At 50.2% G+C, this 18,964-nt stretch carries 21 protein-coding genes; 9 read left to right on the top strand and 12 right to left on the bottom strand.

Annotation, left to right across the window (positions count from 1 at the left end):
* The first annotated feature begins 35 nt into the window (after positions 1-35).
* Complete coding sequence (locus HF324_RS05500) at positions 36-887, top strand: GNAT family N-acetyltransferase (RefSeq protein WP_168862077.1); 852 nt, start codon at positions 36-38, stop codon at positions 885-887.
* A 119-nt stretch (positions 888-1,006) separates the two neighbouring features.
* On the opposite strand, the gene fabD is transcribed toward HF324_RS05500, so the two are convergent.
* The 3 genes from fabD to HF324_RS05485 form a co-directional block, all read right to left on the bottom strand.
* Complete coding sequence (gene fabD, locus HF324_RS05495) at positions 1,007-1,897, bottom strand: ACP S-malonyltransferase (RefSeq protein ID WP_168810252.1); 891 nt, start codon at positions 1,895-1,897, stop codon at positions 1,007-1,009.
* Positions 1,898-2,072: 175 nt separating this feature from the next.
* On the bottom strand, positions 2,073-2,660 hold the full coding sequence (gene folE, locus HF324_RS05490; RefSeq protein WP_168862076.1) for a GTP cyclohydrolase I FolE: 588 nt from the start codon (positions 2,658-2,660) through the stop codon (positions 2,073-2,075).
* 85 nt (positions 2,661-2,745) lie between these two features.
* The gene (locus HF324_RS05485) at positions 2,746-3,159 is read right to left on the bottom strand and encodes a 6-pyruvoyl trahydropterin synthase family protein (RefSeq protein ID WP_078668833.1); all 414 of its coding nucleotides are present in this window, start codon (positions 3,157-3,159) and stop codon (positions 2,746-2,748) included.
* Between the two features lie 115 nt (positions 3,160-3,274).
* Between HF324_RS05485 and mqnB the strand changes: the two genes are divergently transcribed.
* Genes mqnB through HF324_RS05470 form a run of 3 tightly spaced genes read left to right on the top strand, consistent with a single transcriptional unit; the run spans position 3,275 to position 5,048 of the window.
* Positions 3,275-3,961 carry a futalosine hydrolase gene (gene mqnB / locus HF324_RS05480; RefSeq protein ID WP_168862075.1) on the top strand — a complete coding sequence of 229 codons (687 nt, stop codon included), beginning with the start codon at positions 3,275-3,277 and terminating at the stop codon, positions 3,959-3,961.
* 21 nt (positions 3,962-3,982) lie between these two features.
* Entirely contained in the window at positions 3,983-4,783 is an 801-nt protein-coding gene (locus tag HF324_RS05475; protein ID WP_168862074.1) for a 1,4-dihydroxy-6-naphtoate synthase, read from the top strand.
* 28 nt (positions 4,784-4,811) lie between these two features.
* Positions 4,812-5,048, top strand: coding sequence for a hypothetical protein (locus tag HF324_RS05470; RefSeq protein ID WP_168862073.1), 237 nt, complete (start codon positions 4,812-4,814; stop codon positions 5,046-5,048).
* Here HF324_RS05470 and HF324_RS05465 read toward each other — a convergent pair.
* From HF324_RS05465 to HF324_RS05425, 9 genes are all read right to left on the bottom strand, one after another.
* Positions 5,040-6,344, bottom strand: a complete 1,305-nt coding sequence (locus HF324_RS05465) for a cryptochrome/photolyase family protein (protein ID WP_168862072.1) — start codon at positions 6,342-6,344, stop codon at positions 5,040-5,042. The two genes, HF324_RS05470 and HF324_RS05465, sit on opposite strands and share 9 nt — an antisense overlap.
* Before the next feature lies 1 nt (position 6,345).
* Positions 6,346-7,185 (bottom strand): aminotransferase class IV, encoded by an 840-nt coding sequence (locus HF324_RS05460; protein ID WP_168810240.1) that lies wholly within the window; start codon positions 7,183-7,185, stop codon positions 6,346-6,348.
* Positions 7,186-7,414: 229 nt separating this feature from the next.
* Positions 7,415-8,071 carry a 3-oxoacid CoA-transferase subunit B gene (locus HF324_RS05455; protein WP_168810238.1) on the bottom strand — a complete coding sequence of 219 codons (657 nt, stop codon included), beginning with the start codon at positions 8,069-8,071 and terminating at the stop codon, positions 7,415-7,417.
* Between the two features lie 47 nt (positions 8,072-8,118).
* On the bottom strand, positions 8,119-8,811 hold the full coding sequence (locus HF324_RS05450) for a CoA transferase subunit A (protein ID WP_168810236.1): 693 nt from the start codon (positions 8,809-8,811) through the stop codon (positions 8,119-8,121).
* A 22-nt stretch (positions 8,812-8,833) separates the two neighbouring features.
* Positions 8,834-9,271 carry a DUF4296 domain-containing protein gene (locus HF324_RS05445; RefSeq protein WP_193114984.1) on the bottom strand — a complete coding sequence of 146 codons (438 nt, stop codon included), beginning with the start codon at positions 9,269-9,271 and terminating at the stop codon, positions 8,834-8,836.
* 87 nt (positions 9,272-9,358) lie between these two features.
* On the bottom strand, positions 9,359-10,285 hold the full coding sequence (gene porD, locus HF324_RS05440; RefSeq protein ID WP_168810232.1) for a type IX secretion system protein PorD: 927 nt from the start codon (positions 10,283-10,285) through the stop codon (positions 9,359-9,361).
* Positions 10,278-11,501: a bifunctional phosphopantothenoylcysteine decarboxylase/phosphopantothenate--cysteine ligase CoaBC gene (gene coaBC / locus HF324_RS05435; RefSeq protein WP_246269424.1), complete on the bottom strand. Its 1,224-nt coding sequence runs from the start codon at positions 11,499-11,501 to the stop codon at positions 10,278-10,280. Before coaBC ends, porD begins: the two co-directional genes overlap by 8 nt.
* A 95-nt stretch (positions 11,502-11,596) precedes the next feature.
* On the bottom strand, positions 11,597-11,938 hold the full coding sequence (locus HF324_RS05430; protein WP_078668842.1) for a DNA-directed RNA polymerase subunit omega: 342 nt from the start codon (positions 11,936-11,938) through the stop codon (positions 11,597-11,599).
* A complete protein-coding gene (locus tag HF324_RS05425) occupies positions 11,907-12,740 on the bottom strand; it encodes an outer membrane protein assembly factor BamD (RefSeq protein WP_168810230.1) in 834 nt (277 codons plus the stop codon). Before HF324_RS05425 ends, HF324_RS05430 begins: the two co-directional genes overlap by 32 nt.
* A gap of 511 nt (positions 12,741-13,251) precedes the next feature.
* On the opposite strand from HF324_RS05425, the gene mraZ reads away from it, so the two are divergent.
* The 5 genes from mraZ to HF324_RS05400 all read left to right on the top strand — a co-directional run bounded on the left by mraZ (position 13,252) and on the right by HF324_RS05400 (position 18,912).
* A complete protein-coding gene (gene mraZ / locus HF324_RS05420; RefSeq protein ID WP_078668844.1) occupies positions 13,252-13,719 on the top strand; it encodes a division/cell wall cluster transcriptional repressor MraZ in 468 nt (155 codons plus the stop codon).
* Positions 13,720-13,730: 11 nt separating this feature from the next.
* The gene (gene rsmH / locus HF324_RS05415; RefSeq protein ID WP_168862070.1) at positions 13,731-14,642 is read left to right on the top strand and encodes a 16S rRNA (cytosine(1402)-N(4))-methyltransferase RsmH; all 912 of its coding nucleotides are present in this window, start codon (positions 13,731-13,733) and stop codon (positions 14,640-14,642) included.
* A gap of 102 nt (positions 14,643-14,744) precedes the next feature.
* Positions 14,745-15,128: an FtsL-like putative cell division protein gene (locus HF324_RS05410; protein WP_246269422.1), complete on the top strand. Its 384-nt coding sequence runs from the start codon at positions 14,745-14,747 to the stop codon at positions 15,126-15,128.
* Positions 15,129-15,339: 211 nt separating this feature from the next.
* Positions 15,340-17,445 (top strand): PASTA domain-containing penicillin-binding protein, encoded by a 2,106-nt coding sequence (locus HF324_RS05405; protein WP_168862069.1) that lies wholly within the window; start codon positions 15,340-15,342, stop codon positions 17,443-17,445.
* A complete protein-coding gene (locus HF324_RS05400) occupies positions 17,446-18,912 on the top strand; it encodes a UDP-N-acetylmuramoyl-L-alanyl-D-glutamate--2,6-diaminopimelate ligase (protein ID WP_168862068.1) in 1,467 nt (488 codons plus the stop codon).
* The last annotated feature ends 52 nt before the right edge of the window (positions 18,913-18,964 follow it).

The following is an 18,964-nucleotide window of genomic DNA, read 5'->3' as shown; positions in this document are numbered from 1 at the left end:
AATCATTGTTAATATTGATGACATACATTTTTATCATGATTTTTCTTCACGATTTCAGAGACCTCCGGGGAGAATCGACCGAAACCCTCAGCCATACGTTCAATAACGCATTCAGCGATTATATCGTACCGATGCACCTCACTCCTTCCATCCTTGAACAGAAGATGAAAGCTGAAAACCTACGGCGTGAATGGTCTGTCGGCGCTTTCAACGGCAACGATCTCGGCGCCTTTATCCTGCATGGCGCCAACCATGACACCCACCCTACGGTACTGTATAATGGCGGCACCGGTGTAACGCCCGCCTATCGCGGACAACACCTGATACAAAAAATGTATCACCAATTCATCCCTCGTTATCAGCAGGCCGGCATCCGGAAAATACTGCTGGAAGTGATCACCTCCAATCTCCCCGCCATTAAAGCCTATACGAACAGTGGCTTTCACAAGCTGCGCACGTTCCACTGCTACAAAGGCACCGTCGCCGTTACTGCCACCAATCCCGATGTCACTATCCGGGAAGCGGCGCGGCCGGACTGGAACCTTCTTTCTACTTTCATGGACATGGAACCCGCCTGGAGCAACAATGCAGCCAGTATAGAAAGGGAGTACCCGGTGACCACCACCTGGGAAGCGCAGCTGGACGGGCAGACCGTCGGTTATATCACCGTGCACAAAGACAGCCGGCGTATCCGCAATATCGGCGTACATCCGGGCTTCCGCCGCCGGGGCATCGCCAGCACGCTGCTGCAGCACGTATCCGCCGCACTGGATGGGCCCATGAGCATTATCAACATTGATGAAAAAAATCCGGAGATCAGTGCTTTCCTGGAGAAATCGGGGCTCGGGCACTATCTGTCACAATACGAAATGGGAATAGAGATATAGAGATTTTTTGATTTACGGATTTTGGAATATGAAAAATGCAGCGGAGATCACATCATAGAGTGAGCTCTCCGCTGCATTTCAAATTTCTAAATATCAAAATCAGGAAATCCGCAAATCAGTTAGCTGATTCCATTAACAGATACCTCTTTCGCTATTTTCTGCACCAGTCCCTGTAACACTTTACCCGGACCTACTTCGGTGAATGCAGTTGCGCCGTCGGCTACCATGGCCAGTACGGACTGGCTCCATTTTACCGGGCCGGTGAGCTGGTCGATCAGGTTTTGTTTGATCTGTGCCGGTTCTGTCACTGCGGCGGCTACCACGTTTTGGTATACCGGGCAGGCAGGTGTGTTGAAGACTGCTTTTTCGATAGCTGCTTTCAGTTCTTCACGGGCAGATTCCATCAGCGGAGAATGGAAGGCGCCGCCTACCGGCAGTACCATCGCTCTTTTAGCGCCGGCAGCTTTTAATTCCGCACAGGCAGTCTCCACCGCCTTCACGGTGCCGGAGATCACCAGTTGCCCCGGGCTGTTATAGTTGGCCGGTACCACCACTTCATTGGTTTCAGCGGCTACTTTGGCACAGATTTCTTCTACTTTGGCATCTTCCATACCCAGGATCACGGCCATGGTAGAGGGTTGCTGTTCGCATGCTTTCTGCATGGCATTCGCCCTGATGGCTACCAGGCGCAACGCTTCTTCGAAAGACAGTACCCCGTTGGCAACGAGGGCGGAAAATTCTCCCAGGGAGTGGCCAGCTACCATGTCTGGTTGGGAATGTTCTGTAGTCATAAAAGCGATCACAGCATGCAAAAATACGGCAGGCTGCGTTACTTTGGTTTGTTTCAGGTCTTCCTCAGTGCCGGTAAACATGACATCAGAGATGCGAAATCCCAGGATTTCGTTGGCTTTCTCAAACAGTTCCTTTGCTTTCTCATTGGTGTCATACAGGTTCTTACCCATACCCGGAAATTGCGATGCCTGCCCGGGAAATACATATGCATGCTTCATGGTTGCTTATATTGTAGTGTTTATATCAGATATAAAAATAATTCAAATATACAATCAATTAGAATTTAATAAAGAATTATTACAGGTGCTGCAAAGCTGCGTCAAAAAAGCATTAAAACAAAAAATGGTTTAACCAGTTGCTGGCTAAACCATTTTTTTTAATGTCCGGGGGGACTTAATTTTTAATCAGTTTCATGAACTCGCTCCTGGTGGTACCATCCTGGAACTGGCCGCTGAAAGCGGAAGTGGTGGTAACGGAGTTTTGTTTGGACACGCCGCGCATCATCATACAGAGGTGCTGTGCTTCGATCACCACCGCTACCCCCTGTGGCTGCAGCGTTTCCTGGATAGCGTCCAGTATCTGGTGGGTCATGCGTTCCTGTACCTGGAGCCGGCGGGCATATACGTCCACCACGCGGGCCAGTTTGCTCAGGCCGGTAATATAGCCGTTGGGGATATAAGCCACATGCGCTTTACCGAAGAAAGGCAGCATATGATGCTCGCACATGGAATACAGCTCTATATCTTTTACGATCACCATTTCACTGTAGGCTTCCGTAAATTTGGCGCCATTCAGGATTTCCCGTGCATCGAGCTGGTATCCCTGCGTCAGGAATTGCATGGCTTTCGCCATCCTTTCAGGTGTTTTCAGCAATCCTTCCCTTTCAGCATCTTCTCCCAGCAGCTCGAGGCATTCTTTATAGTTCTTTACAAGACCGGACGTGATCTTTTCATCGTAACTTTCAACCTTATTATACGCCATTCTTATATGATTTTATTCAAATTCCAAATGCTTATCCCGCACCTGCCAATACTGCACAAAGTCATACCGTTAGGCGTGGGCAATATTATTTGCCGCCGTAATATTCTACATATATACGGGGAGTTTCATACAGCTTGATGCAATGCAGCTGTACCTCGGCAGGTAAATGCGGGGTCAACTGGTCCCAGATAGCGATCGCCAGATTTTCGGCCGAGGTAAATTTGCCCGCCATAAAATCCACGTCCAGATTGAGGTTCCGATGGTCTATCTTCTCAATAACAGCATCCCGGATAATCACACCCAAAGTCTTGGCATTAAACACAAAGCCGGTTTCCGGATCAGGGTTACCTTTTATGGTTACATGCAATTCGTAGTTATGACCATGCCAGTTGTCATTGGCACATTTTCCGAATACTTCCTCGTTCTTTTCTTTGCTCCATGCCGGGTTAGACAACTTATGCGCTGCATTAAAGTTCTCTACTCGCGTTAAATAAATCATTATTGCAAAAAATTTTCGCAAAAATACCACTATTCTCTGAGTAGTCCCAAGTTTATCCTTATTCCTGTCAATTGTTTTACACTGCCAGCGATCATTTTTGCCGTACTTTTACCGCATGAAATTATTGGTTACCGCTGCGACCATACTGGAAGTCCAGCCTTTTTTGCAATTCCTTGACCGTGAAAGCCAAAAAGTATCTGCCCACCAATACCGCCTGGCCAACTGCGACATTCAGCTGCTGATTGCCGGCATCGGCATGATGCATTACGCCTATAGCCTTGGCCGTTACCTCGCCGCTCACCGCCCTGATGTGGCCCTGCAGGCCGGTATCGCCGGCTCTTTCCGCCATGAATGGCCCCTGGGCTCCCTCGTGATGGTAGAACGCGAATACCTCGCCGATCTCGGCGCGGAAGATCAGGATCAGTTTAAAGATTTATTTGATATACAGCTCTGGCAAGCCTCCCAGCCGCCTTTCACCGGCAACGCCCTGGTCAATACTTTCGCCGGCCTGCCTTACCTGCCCCACCTGCCCAAAGCCACCGGCGTCAGCGTGAATATGGTCAGCGGCAGCATCCCCACCATCACCCGGCTGGAAAGCAAATACATGCCCGATGTGGAAAGCATGGAAGGCGCCGCCTTCCACTACGCCTGCCTCTCGGAAAATATTCCCTTCCTCCAGCTCCGCAGTATCTCCAACTATGTGGAAATACGGGATAAGAGCAAATGGAATATCCCGCTGGCCGTCAAACAACTGAACGATGAACTGGTATCGGTTGTCAAGTCACTGGCCGGCTTATGTTAACAAATAAAATTTTCTAAGTATATGCACTTATTATTAGGTTTCTCACCCTGCCCGAACGATACTTTTATCTTCGATGCCATGGTTAATAACAAGATCGATACGCAAGGACTGACATTTGATACACAACTGGAAGATGTGGAAACGCTCAACCGCTGGGCCCTCGAAGGGAAACTGCCTGTCACCAAGCTGAGTTTTGCCGTATACCTGAAAGTAAGGGACAAATATGACCTGCTCAACAGCGGCAGCGCCCTGGGCCGTGGCTGCGGTCCCCTGCTCATCGCGAAGAAAGATATCCCGCGGGAAGAAATAAAAAATCTGACCATAGCCATCCCGGGCGAAAATACCACCGCTAACCTCCTCTTTTCCATCGCTTTCCCGGAAGCGACCAACAAAAAAGTGATGGTGTTTTCAGACATCGAAAATGCAGTGCTCAACGGCGACGTGGACGCAGGCGTCATCATCCATGAAAATCGCTTCACCTATCAGCTCAAAGGCCTCGTGAAACTTATGGACATGGGCGAATACTGGGAATCCACCACCGGCAACCCTATCCCTCTCGGCGGTATCTTCATCCGTAAAGATATCCCCGCCGAAACACGCGCCCAGGTAGATGCACTGATCCATCAGAGCCTGCAGCATGCCTATAGCGAATACCCGCAGCTGTCCGACTACATCAAGTCGCACGCACAGGAAATGGACGAACAGGTGATGCGCCAGCATATAGATCTGTATGTCAACGACTTCAGCCTCGATCTTGGCCAGGAAGGGCACGCAGCAGTGGATGCGCTGATGACAGCCGCGGAAAAGGTCATTGCAAGGTGAGTTTTTTCTCGCAAAGCGCGCAGAGAACATGGTTTGTTTTAAGCTCGCCAAGGGCGGAGATTTATCAATGTTGCTCACATTAACCACCTGCCTGCTAAGTCATGACTTTGATATTATGAAAAAAGCAAAGGAAAAAGAGAGAAAAAAAGAAACAAGAGAGAGAAAAAATAAAAAACGAGCAGGAGCTGCTGATCTTCGCTTCTTGGCGAGCTTAAAACAAACCATGTTCTCTGCGCGCTTTGCGAGAAAAAAATCCTCAGCGTGAAACCGCCTTTCCATACACTTCCAGCGCCCGCTTCCTCGCCATATCATGTTCTACCATAGGCGACGGATAAGAAAACTCATCCAGCTCCGGCACCCAACGGCGGACGTATTGCAACGCTTTATCAAACTTCTGTGTCTGCAAGGATGGGTTAAACACCCGGAAATAAGGCGCGGCATCACAACCGCAGCCTGCCGCCCATTGCCAGTTGCCGTTGTTGGAGGCCAGATCGTAATCCAACAATTTGGCAGCAAAATAAGCTTCTCCCCAGCGCCAGTCGATCAACAGATGTTTGGTCAGAAAACTGGCGGTGATCATCCGCACCCGGTTATGCATAAAGCCGGTGGCATTCAGTTCCCGCATCCCCGCATCCACGATGGGATAACCTGTCTGTCCCTGGCACCAGCGCTCAAAATCCTTTTCATTATTCCGCCATACGATGCGGTCATATTCTTTCTTAAACGAGCTATGTGTTACCTCCGGAAAATGCCATAGGACCATCTGGAAAAACTCCCGCCAGATCAACTCTTTCAGGAATGTTTCATTATCCTTCAGCGCCGCCTTTACCAGCTCACGGATACTGAGCGTGCCAAACCGCAGATGTATCCCCAAACGGGAAGTGCCCTGTATGGCAGGAATATCGCGGGATTCGTCATAATGCCGGATAATTTTCCCCGGGATGTCTGCCGGAGGAAAAGCCGTTTGTTCAGCGGTGAACCCCATCGTTTTCAGCGAAGGTATTTTCAGCGCCGCCTGCCGGTGCCAGTTGCCTGTGTACTTCTCCACCGGGTAAGGCTTGTAATAAAAGGGCGTTAGCGTGGCCAGCCATCTTTTACTATAGGGTGTAAATATCGTATATGGGTCACCGTTATCCTTCACGACTTCTTTCTTTTCAAAGATTACCTGGTCTTTATAACTATGAAAAGAAATACCGTGTGATTTCAGCCATTTAGCGATGGCCGTATCACGGTCGCGGGCATACGGTTCGTAATCATTGTTCGTAAATACTTTCCGGACGTCATACCTGGAAGTCCAGTGCTGAAAGGCAGCTTCGGGTGTTCCGTAAAAAACATCCAGCGTGGCCCCTGCAGCAGCCAGCTGCAGCTGCATCGTTTCCAGTGTCTGATGAATGAATTGTACGCGGCGGTCTGTCTTATTTTCCAGGTCGCTGAGTATGGCTGTATCAAACACAAACACGGGCACGACAGGGTGTTCGTCTTTTAAAGCATGATATAAAGCAGCCTGGTCGTGCAGCCGCAGATCGCGGCGGAACCAGCAAAGGTTAACAACAGGTTTCATACTAGACTTTGCCATCGAATAATAGTTCGTGTAAAATGGCGGCCGTGGCATTGCCATAGCTGCTGTCCCGGAAGAGACCGACCCAGCGTATGCCCTGTATGGCGTTCGTCAGGAATATCTCATCTGCGTTTTCCAGATCTTCTGCAGTAAGTGGTTTCTCTTCAATTTTAAAGGGTAGTTCTGACCTCAGCAGGTGTTTGCGCATCACGCCGCATACGCCGCCTTCCGTCAGCGGTGGTGTGTAAATGGTTTTATGATGTACCATAAAAACATTGGCGATGGTACTGTCTGCCACACGGCCGTACTGATTGAGCAGCAGCACTTCATTGAAGCCATGTTGCTTGCCGTACATGGCGCCCATTACATAAGGGAGGCAGTTGTTGGATTTTATGGAAGAGAATTTATCACTGGTTTTCCTGGCGTCGGGGAAGATGTCCAGCACCAGGCCGTTTTCGTTCAGTTCCAGTACTGTGCTGCTCAGTTCCCATGCCTGTATGAGATACGAAGGCAGGTTATTGACCGGTTCGTACAATCCGCCATCGGCACGGAATACAGTGAACCTTACCCGTGCCATGTCCATCAGGTCATTTTTAAGGCACAGGTCCGCTATCTGCCGGAGAAAAAAGGTTTTGGTGAAATGCGCCGGAACGTCAAAATGGAGGAGATGAAGGCTGGCCAGCAGGCGTTCAAAATGCAAATCGCCCAATACCACTTCACCCTGCGCTACCCGCATTGTCTCGAAGCAGCCGTCTCCATAACGGAAGGAACGGTTGTCCGCCGTAAAAATCGGGTCACCGGAAGGAAAAAATTTACCATTATAACAGAGAAAACCAACTTGCACCTCGATCTGTATTTAGCAAGTTGTAAGTTACCCAATTATTTTGTCATTTCAGCGACCTCTTTTCAGGGAGTAACCGCAACCATAGCGGCGTACCACTGTTATTACCACAAAAAGAAAACGTTAAAAAACAACAGCTTCCGGTAAAAAACGTTTGCAAACCCCTGTAATAACGTAGCATGAAAAAGCCCCGCCTGTTTGTTGTCAGGCGGGGCTTTTTGTAGTCCGTTATTTAAACTGCCACAACGGGTATATCACCTTCAACGATCAATCTGCCGGCAGTTTTAGCTTTGATTTCTTCCACGCTAACATCCGGAGCGCGTTCCAGCAGGCGGAACCCGTCGGGCGTGACTTCCATCACGGCAAGATCGGTCACGATCTTTTTCACACAATGGACGCCGGTGAGGGGCAACGTACAGGCAGAGAGCAGTTTGCTTTCACCTTTCGGGTTGGTGTGCATCATGGCCACGATAATGTTCTGCGCGGAGGCGACGAGGTCCATAGCGCCACCCATGCCTTTTACCATTTTGCCAGGTATTTTCCAGTTGGCGATATCGCCGTTGTCGGCCACTTCCATGGCGCCCAGTACGGTGAGGTCTACCTTACCGGCACGGATCATACCGAAACTTTCGGCAGAATCGAAAAAGCTGCCGCCGGGCAGAAGGGTAACCGTTTCTTTACCGGCATTGATAAGGTCCGGATCTATATCATCAGCAGACGGGTACGGTCCCATACCGAGCATACCGTTTTCAGACTGCAGCATGATGGAAATACCGGCGGGGATGTAGTTGGCTACCAGCGTAGGGATACCGATACCCAGGTTGACATACATACCGTCTTTTAACTCCTTTGCTATTCTTTTGGCGATACCAAATTTATCGAGAGGCATAACATACTGATTTTGGAAAGTGGAATAATGACGTGTAGGCGTGAGCGTTACATCTGTACCGTCCTGCGTTCTATCCGTTTTTCATAACCGGCGCCCGCAAAGATGCGATGCACATAAATACCCGGCACATGGATATGGTCAGGGTCCAGCTCACCGGGCTGTACCAGCTCTTCCACTTCAGCGATGGTGATATTACCGGCTTTGGCCATGGAAGTGCTGAAATTGCGGGTTGTTTTGCGGAATACCAGGTTGCCCATGGTATCGCCCTTCCAGGCTTTCACGATAGAGAAGTCGGCATGCAGTGCCATCTCCATGAGATAATGTTTGCCGTTGAATTCACGGGTTTCTTTACCGGTGGCCACTTCGGTGCCGTAACCGGCGGGGGTGAAAAAGGCGGGAATGCCCATACCGGCCATCTGTATGCGGGTGGCGAGAGTGCCCTGCGGGATCAGGTCTACTTCCAGCTCGCCGGCCAGCAGCTGTCTTTCAAATTCTGCGTTTTCGCCGACATAGGAAGACATCATTTTGCGGATCTGGCGGGTTTTCAGCAACAGGCCCAGTCCGAAGTCATCAACCCCGGCGTTGTTGGAAATACAGGTCAGTTCTTTTACGCCCTTTCTGACCAGCGCTGCGATACAATTCTCGGGAATACCACACAAACCAAATCCCCCCAGCATTACCACCGCGCCATCCCGGATGTCCTGTATGGCTTCGTCTGCATTTGCTACTACTTTGTTCATGTTTTGGTGTTTTATGTTGATCTTATGGCTGTCGCTTGATAAAGGGGCGTACCGTGTCGGAAGCGGGTAACAGGAAAGCTTTCTCGGCATTGGGGAAAAAGCTTTTCATACGGAATTTCACGGGCGCATTTTCTTCCACAGGGTTGCCCAGTATATTTTTTCTTGCGGCGATATCCGCCTGCACTTTTTCGAACACGTCTTTCATACGGTCCGGGTGACTTTCATACCAGTTATAGCTGGCCATGAAGTCTTTCACGGACACCTGGTGCAGGTCCAGTATCTGTTTGTAGTATATCTTTACTTTTTCCTGTCTGACGGAGTCTGTCACGGCTCCTGCTGTCAGCGCGCTTACTTCGTTGCCATAGGCGTCTGCCAGGGTCATGTCCACCAGGATTTTGCTCATCTTATCCTTCTGGATATACTCCTTGGGGACATTGCCCGGATCACCACAAGCTGCCATTAAAAATACAAGTCCTGTTACGAGCGCTTTAAAACGGTTATTCATTCTTTTCTAAAAAATTGTGTTGCCGGAGCTGTTCACCGGCTGTTATTTCATCTGCTGATATTTCTGTGCGTTGGGCACATCCATCTGGGCCAGCAATTCGGCCGCCCTCATTTTCTCCTGCGGCATAGCTTTGGAAAATATCTTCTGCAGTTCGTCGGCTTTGGCGGAGTAAAATGTCTGCATCAACATGGAGTTGGGTATGTCCTGGTGAATGGCATACAGCAGGTTGAGGCAGTTCATAATCGACGCGCGGCCCCTGTTCACATCCTCATACATAACGTCCAGCCCGTTGCGGTGGTACTGGTACATGACATCGTGGAAGTTGAGGAACTTGGCATTCAGGAGGTTATCCTGCAGCCAGTAACGGTTACGGTTACCCTCATAAGCTTTCCATCCGGAGATGTCTTTTCCGTCCGGTGCGTTATTAACGATATTCAGGGCTTTTTTGAAGTAGGCATCGCCGCCGCGGGGAGAGAAGGAATCATAATCCAGTCCGAGGATGATGTTCACATAATAGGCCATGATGGCGGTGAGATTGGACGCCATCGGGTCGTTGCCCACCACGCGGGTATCGCTGAACTCCAGCTGCTGGAATTCGACGTAACGGAAAGCCACGTTGTTGTCCTGCGTATTCAGCAGGCTGGTCACATAGCTGCTGTTAAACACCGGGCGGGTGGCCTGTATGGTGAGGGACGCCTTGTACATATTTTCACCGGTGACACCGGTGATATTGAGCAGGAAGTTACACTCGATCCTTTCGGCCGGCGTAAACGCATCGTCTGTCCAGTGGCGGTTGTTCAGGAATTCCCTGAGGGCAGTCTGCAGCGTGGTAAACACTTTCCGGTCAACCCCCTGGACCTGGTTGGCTACGACGGTCACATTAGCCCTGATCTCCTGCGCCTGCAGGCAGTCGGCCATGAAAACGAATATACCTGCCAGCAGCAGGGTGAAGCGGAAACAGTTACGCATGTTGCAGTTCAATTATGGCGGAAACAATATCCCGGGCAACTTCCTGTTTGGATTTGAGGGGGATGTCACGTTCTTTTCCCTTGTTATCGAACAGGGTCACCTTATTGGTATCGTAGTTGAACCCTGCTCCCGGATCGGCGAGGGAGTTCATAACGATCATATCCAGATTTTTGTCACGCAGTTTTTTCAGTGCATACTCCCTTTCGTTGTTGGTTTCCAGGGAGAAGCCCACCAGCAGTTGCTGCGGACCTTTGTTATTGCCCAGTGTGCGGAGGATGTCGTGTGTTTTTTCGAGGGCGATGCTGAACTTGTCCTCTCCTTTTTTGATTTTTTTATCCGCCACCTGGGTGGGACGGTAGTCTGCCACGGCGGCGGCGGCCACTACGATGTCGGACAGCGGGTATACGGCGATCACGCTGCGGAACATGTCTTCGGCAGACTGTACCGGGATGACCTGGATACCGCTGTGGTGAGTGGTCTGGTTGGTGGGCCCCAGCACCAGTTTCACCTGGGCGCCCGCGTCGGCGAGGGCTTCGGCGATGGCGATGCCCATTTTACCGCTGGAGTGGTTGCTGATGTACCTGACAGGGTCTATGTGTTCGATGGTGGGACCGGCGGTCACGACGGCTATTTTGCCGTTGAGCGGTTTACGGGCGCCGGCGGCCACGCTGAAGTGGCGGCGCAGCAGGGCGACAATATTCTCCGGTTCCGCCATGCGTCCTTCACCGACGAGGCCGCTTGCCAGTTCTCCGGCTGCGACCGGTATCTGGGTATGCCCGTATTCGCGGAGGCGGGCCACATTGGCGCGGGTGGCAGGGTGTTTCCACATGTCTTCGTCCATGGCCGGTGCGTAGAGGACCGGGCAGGTAGCGGAGAGGTAGGTGGCCATCAGGAGGTTATCGCACAGGCCGTTGGCCATTTTGGCGATGGTATTGGCGGAGGCTGGTGCAATCAGCATGACGTCGGCCCAGCGGCCCAGCATGACGTGGTTGTTCCAGCTGTTATGATCGCTGATATGAAGAGGTACTTCGTGTTTGGAGAGAGTAGCGAGTGTCAGCGGCGTGATAAAATCGGCCGCAGCGGGCGTCATGACCACCTTTACGGACGCGCCTTCCTTCACGAGCAGACGGGTGAGGGTAGCGGCTTTATAGGCGGCGATGCTGCCGGAGACGCCTAACAGGATTTTCTTTCCTTGTAATATTTTGATATCGTCCATAGATATAAAAAAAGCGGCAGAATTGAATCTGCCGCCATGAAATTAATGTTTTTATTTTTCGCAATCACGCACCTCACAAAATAATGTGTGGCGGTTTAGCTGAACAGGTCGTCGTCGTTCTTGCGGAAATAAATTTTATTGTCCAGGAATTCCTGCGTGGCCTGGATAGCAGGATTTGCCAGCCTTTCATAAAAGCGGGAAATCTCGATCTGCTCCTTGTTTTCGTGTACTTCTTCGAGGTTGTCAGTATGGCTGGCAAACTCTTCCAGCTTGGAATGGAGCTCCTCTTTCACGGAAATATTGATCTGATTGGCGCGTTTGGCTATCACGGCAATAGACTCATATAAATTACCGGTCCTGTTCTTAATATCGGTAGTATTTTTGGTTTCTACCCAGGGATTAAGACTACTGGTTAGACTTCTCTTTATTTTGCTCATTTTCCAGTGATTTAATGTTGTTTTGCGCTAAGGTATAAAATTTTTCGGCATCCGCCTTCAATTTGCTGTTGGGATAGTGGTCTGCGAAGTCCATGTATTCGGTGACAACTGTCTCGTAGCGTTCTTTTTGTTTCTCTTCTATGCTGTTTTTAGCATAATTGTAGTAGGCGCGGATGGCCATTATCTTGTAGCTGTCGCTTTTGTCAGAGTCGGGGTAGTTGCGCATCAGGTTTTTGAAGGCGATACCGGCCGCTTTGTAAAAGCCCAGGTTGTAGTACAGTTCGGCGCTGTTGAACTCTTTGAGTTCCAGCTTTCTGCGGCAGAGTTCGATTACCAGGTTGGCTTCCGGCACCTTGTCTGCCTGCGGGTAGTTGTTAATGAAGGTCTGCATCTGTGCGATGGCCTTCATGGTATTGGTCTGGTCCAGTGAAACCTTGGGAGATTGTTTGTAATAGCAGTAGGCCTGCATATAGTCAATTTCCACCGCTCTGGGACTGTTGGGGAATACGTCGAGGTAGTTTTTGAAGTGGAAAGCTGCCTGAACATAATCCTTCACGTAGTAGGAACAGTATGCGTAGTTGTAATACAGGCCTTCGAACTTTTCAGTGCCTTTGTACACCTGTAAAAGGTCCTGGTAAAGTGTCTGCGCCGTATTGTATTTTTTCTTCTGGTACAATTTGTCAGCATACGCCAGCTTCTTTTCGAAGTTGTTGCTTTTTTCGATTCTTCTCAGTTCGTTATTACAGGAAGAAGCGACCACGATCAGCGCAAGGACACTGGTATACAATAAAAATTTCCGCATAAAAGAGTGGCAAAATTAAGAATTAAATGTAAATGTAAGGCGAAGAGATTTTCATTGCTGTTAAAATTTTGCAAAAGAGGCCGTCAAATCGCTGAACCCGGGCATTTTACCGAAGAAATGATTCCTTTTGCCGCTTACCTGCCGAAAATAAAAAACCGGCTGATAATGTCAAAAAAAATCCGGGCAAAAGTGTCGGATTACAAATAAATACCATTCGTAAAAGCAGTTTCATCCCGCAAACTGAAAAAAAGCCGCAGTTATTTTATTCGCTTCAATGTCAATGCTGGTGCGTTTTTCACAGGTTATAAACACAATATTAACACTCATTCACATCTTATCCACACAATCCCGCATCCCGGGCGTAAAAAAGGGGGATAAAGACATGCCAAAGCCTTTCTGTCGTGGTCTGTGCTCCTGTGGAAAAAATTTATAAAGTATTTTTTCGTTAAAAAGTGGGAAAAAGTGTTATTTTGTGTTAGAAAATGGTTTTTCAAATACTTTGCCCCATGGTATGACAGGTTTTCTAGGCGAATATGAGGCTACGCTGGACGCAAAAGGACGTTTTCTGTTACCTGCCGGATTCAAAAAGCAGTTGTCAGAGACCGCCGGGGGGCAGTTTGTCATCAACAGAGGCTTTGAAAAATGCTTGTCATTGTATCCCATGAATGAGTGGCAGCCCATTTTCGAACGTATCAGCAAGCTGAACGATTTTGACCCGAAAGTACGGGAATTTAGGCGCTACTTCCTCAACGGGGCCACCATTCTGGAACTGGATAGCGCAGGAAGACTGCTGGTACCGAAAAACCTGCTGTCGTACGCAAATATGGAAAAAGACATTGTGCTGGCAGCAGCATCCAATAAAATCGAGATCTGGGATAAAGGTAAATACCAGGAGTTCTTTGAAAATTTCTCACCAGGGGCCTTCAGTGATCTGGCTCAACAGGTAATGGGAGGAGGAGACAACAACATATCAATTTAAACTGGAGCAACATGGGCGAACAACAATATCACCTACCCGTTCTGCTGCAGGAGACAACGGAGCTGTTACACATTAACCCCGAAGGGACATATGTGGACGCCACGTTCGGAGGCGGAGGACATTCCCGGGCCATACTGGAGAAACTGGGCGAAAAAGGACGACTGATCGTATTTGATCAGGATGAGGATGCATACCGTAACAGAATCATCGATGACCGCGTAACATTTGTACAACAAAATTTCCGGCACCTGCAACGCTTTCTGAAATTACACAAAGCGGAACAGGCAGACGGCATACTGGCAGACCTGGGCGTGTCTTCACACCAGTTCGATACCGCCGACAGAGGATTCAGCATCCGGTTTAACGGCGACATGGACATGCGGATGGACACCCGGACAACCCTCACTGCGGCCCAGATTCTGGCCACCTGGGGCGAATCCCGGTTACAACTCCTCTTCCAGGAATACGGAGAAGTGACCAACGCCAAAACCCTGGCACAAACCATTGTACGGCAAAGAAAAACACACCCCATGCGCACCATCGCGGAATTTAAATCCGTGATCCAGCCCATCGTCAAAGGCAACCCGCAGAAATACCTCGCACAGGTGTTTCAGGCACTCCGGATAGCCGTCAACGATGAACTGGGCGCCCTAAAAGATTTGCTTACCCAATCCGCCAATGCGCTGAAACCGGGAGGCAGGCTAGCCATCATCACCTTCCACTCGCTGGAAGACAGACTGGTAAAGAATTTTATGAAGACAGGCAGTTTCGAGGAAGCACCGGAAGATCCGTTTGGAAAGGAAACACCCCCTAAATTGTTCAGATTAATCACAAAAAAACCGGTGACCGCCAGCGATGCAGAATTAAAGCTCAACAGCAGATCGAGAAGCGCAAAACTGCGGGTGGCCGAAAAAAAAGCATGATACTGCCGTACACCGTATCATCCAGCTCCTATCCTATCCTATACACATCTGTTGTGATTTGCTTTCAGTTTTATATTGTCAATTATTAAAAAGGCATAGCGCGTGTTGCAGGAAGAAGTTATAGAAACAAACCAGGAAGAAGAACCTGCCGGTACAGAAAGTACTCCGGCAAAAGAACCGAAAAGGGAATGGCGGCTGCGTATCAACTACAGAGCGTTGGTACAAAACCTGCCCTATATCGGTTTCCTCGCCGTACTGGCACTGGTCTATATCGCTAACAGCCACCTCGCCGAAAAAAAAATACGCCGCATTAATCAGCTTGGCAAAGAAATAAAAGAGCTTAAGTGGGAATATCTCAATGTGAAGAGTGAGCTCATGTTTCGCAGTAAAATGAGCGAAGTCAGCAAATCCGTGGAACAACTGGGCCTCAAACAACTCAGTTCCCCTCCGCAGAAAATAGTGCTGAAAAAGGAAAACGAAAAATGACATGAATACTGGTACCTGATGCTGCCCGCCTGAAACTATTACAGGACGGGGATGCTGGTAAAATAAAATGGCAAGCATCACCTATAAATCGCAGCCAGTGTCAGGTATCTTTTTATAGCTCTTGGCCCATAGCTTTTAGCCTTAGTCGCTTTCCCGGCAACTAAAATCCTGGAAGTTATCCGCTAAAAGCATAAAGCTAAACAGCTGGAACGTGGACGTAAAAAAAGACATATTGTGGCGTGTGTATCTGTGCCTGATCGGCATGGCGCTCTTCGGCGTCGCCATCCTGGTCAAGGTCTTTTACATCCAGAATGTAAAAGGCAACTACTGGCGCAATATGGCCGACAGTCTGCATACCGGCTACGTAGCCCTCGACGCGGAAAGAGGCACCATCTATTCGGAGGAAGGCAGAATGCTGTCTACCTCTATCCCGTATTTTGACATACGGATAGACTTCGCCGCCGACGGCCTGCGGGATAAAAAAGGGAAAGTGTTCCGGGAAAATCTCGATTCCCTCTCCCTCTGCCTCTCCCAGATGTTCGGCGACCGCAGCAAAGCAGGATACGCACAAATGCTGCAGGAAGGTTACAAAACAAAGGACCGCTACTTTCTCCTGAAAAGAAACGTGCCCTTTAACCAGTACCAGCAAATGCGCACCTTCCCCATGTTCCGGCTCGGCAAAAACAAAGGCGGCATGATCGCGGAAAGCAAAAGCAAACGCATCAACCCCTTTAAACTCCTGGCCAACAGGACCATCGGGCTGCCCCGCGAAAATTCACAAAGCGTAGGCCTGGAAAGGACCTATAACGACTACCTGAAAGGGGTGACCGGCAAAAGGCTCATGCGCCGCATCGCCGGCGGAACATACGTTCCCGTGGAAGGATATGACATCGAACCGGAAAACGGCCGCGATATCGTTACTACCCTCGACGTAAACATGCAGGACATCGTGGAAACCGCCCTCATGAACATGATGGTGCAAAACGAAGCCACCCACGGCACCTGTATCCTGATGGAAGTGAAGACAGGTAAAATCAAAGCAATCGCCAACCTGGGCAGACAACCCGATGGCAGCTACTGGGAAGACATGAACTACGCACTGCAGGTAGGTGAACCAGGTTCCACTTTTAAACTGGCCACCGTCATCTCTGTGCTGGAAGATAAATTCGCCACCATGAACACCATGGTCAACATGGACGGCGGACGCTGGCAGGTAGGACGCAGAACGGTATTCGACTCCGAACCGCATCCCGGCCCCCAGAACGTGACCATCAAACACGCATTTGAGCTCAGCTCCAATGTGGCAATGGCTAAACTGGCCGTCCAACACTATGGCAGACAGCCCAACAAGTTCGTGGCCCACCTGAAAAGACTCAGAATGGACCAGAACACGGGCATCGACCTGGTGGGGGAAGGCCATCCGGTGATTAAAACCACCAGCTCCAAAACATGGAGCAACACTTCCCTACCCTGGATGGCATTCGGGTATGAAGTGCTGATAAGCCCGCTGCAAACCTGTATGCTATACAACGCAGTGGCCAACAACGGTAAAATGATGAAACCCTACCTCGTCAATTCCGTACAGGAATATGGCCAGGTAGTTAAACAGTTTGAGCCTACCGTACTGCTGGACAGCATCTGCTCCAACAGTACCCTGAAACAGGTACAGGCCATGCTCGAAGGAGTGGCAATAGACGGCACCGCCAGGAAACTGCGCAACCCCTATTACAGCTTCGCAGCTAAAACCGGTACCGCCCTGGTGGCCAACGGCAGCCGCGGTTATGCCGACAAGATCTACCAATCCTCATTTGCCGGGTACTTCCCCGCCAATGACCCGCAGTACACCTGCGTAGTGGTGATCAAAAACAAACCGCATGCCCTGCGCTTTTACGGCGCAAACGTGGCAGGACCTGTGTTCCGCGAAGTGGCTGATAAACTCTATGCCATCGCTGTGGAAAAACAGAAACCCATGCAGGCAAACGTACAACTGGACACCCTCCTGGCCCTGAAAAACGGAAAAGGCGGCGAATGGAAACAGATACTCAATACCCTGCAGATGCCCATGAACGGCACCATCGCCAATAACAGCTGGGTAAGTCCCAGCGTGAGCAACAGGAAAGTCAGCTTCCAGCCGCTCACGCACGCAAAAGGCGCCGTGCCCGACGTAACAGGCATGGGACTCAAAGATGCGCTGTACCTGCTCGAAAACGCAGGACTGCGCGTTGTCATAAAAGGCGCCGGCAAAGTGAAAACACAATCACTGCCCGGCGGCGCTAAAATTGGAAACGAACAAACGATCGTAATAGAACTGAGCTAGATGAAGACGCTGCGCGACATATTATACAATGTAGGCATCAGGGCCGTACACGGAAATACCGACATCCCCGTGAACGCACCCGCCATTGATTCCAGGTCCGTCGGGCCCGGCGACGCCTTCATTGCCGTGAGAGGAGTACACACCGATGGCCATCAGTATATCGATAAAGCCATCGCTCAAGGCGCCGCTGCCATCATCTGCGAAACCCTGCCGGAAGTGCTGCTCGACACGGTGACCTACGTACAGGCAGACAACAGCGCCACGGCAAGCGGTATCATGGCAGGCAACTTCTATGATAACCCTTCCCACAAACTGCAGCTGGTAGGCGTTACCGGCACCAACGGTAAAACCACCATCGCTACCATCCTGTTCCGTTTGTTCTCCCGGCTGGGCTACCACTGCGGACTGCTGTCCACTGTGCAAAACCAGATCGGCGATACCGTCATACCTTCTACCCATACCACCCCGGACCCCATCAGCCTCAACGCGCTGCTGGCACGGATGGTGGAAGAAGGATGCCTGTACGCCTTCATGGAAGTAAGCTCCCACGCCATCCACCAGCAACGGATCGCAGGACTGAAATTCGCCGGAGGCATCTTCAGCAATATCACCCATGATCACCTGGATTATCACAAAACATTTGATGAATACATCCGGGTCAAAAAATCGTTCTTTGACAGCCTGCCCGCTTCGGCTTTCGCCCTTACCAATCTCGACGATAAAAGAGGTATGGTAATGCTGCAAAACACCAAAGCCCGCAAGGCCACCTATAGCCTGCGTACACTGGCCGATTTCAAAGGAAAAATCCTGGAAAACAACCTCACCGGGCTGATCATGCAGGTAGGCGACACAGAAGTGCACTTCCGCCTGATCGGTGAGTTCAACGCCTACAACCTGCTGGCGGTATACGGCGCTGCTGTGTTGCTCGGACAGGACAAAGCCGCGGTGCTGCGCACCCTCAGCAATACGCAGGGTGCGGAAGGCCGCTTCGAATATATCGTGTCCGCACACGACCAGATCATCGCTATCGTGGACTACGCCCACACCCCCGATGCCCTGAAAAACGTGCTCGCTACCATCAAAAACCTGCGCAAAGGACATGAACAGGTCATCACAGTGGTAGGCTGCGGCGGCGACCGCGACACAGCGAAAAGACCGGTCATGGCGGCAGTAGCGGCCGACAGCAGCGACCGCGTGATCCTCACTTCCGATAATCCCCGCTCCGAAGATCCGGACGCGATTATCCGCGAAATGGAAGCCGGCGTGCCCGTGCACCAGAAAAAAAGAGTGATCTCCATTACCGACCGCAGGGAAGCGATTAAAACCGCCGTTACCCTCGCCGGAAAAGAAGACATCATCCTCGTGGCCGGAAAAGGACACGAGAAATACCAGGAAATCAAAGGGGTGAAACATCCCTTCGACGATAAACAAGTGCTGGATGAAGTAATGAGGCTGCTCGATAAATAACTAAAACGGAACGAAACTAAATACTTAATAACTCAATGACTTAACAGCCCCC

Origin of the sequence: Chitinophaga oryzae, assembly GCF_012516375.2 — a bacterium.
GTDB lineage: Bacteria > Bacteroidota > Bacteroidia > Chitinophagales > Chitinophagaceae > Chitinophaga > Chitinophaga oryzae.
This window is presented reverse-complemented; position numbering and strand designations above follow the sequence as displayed.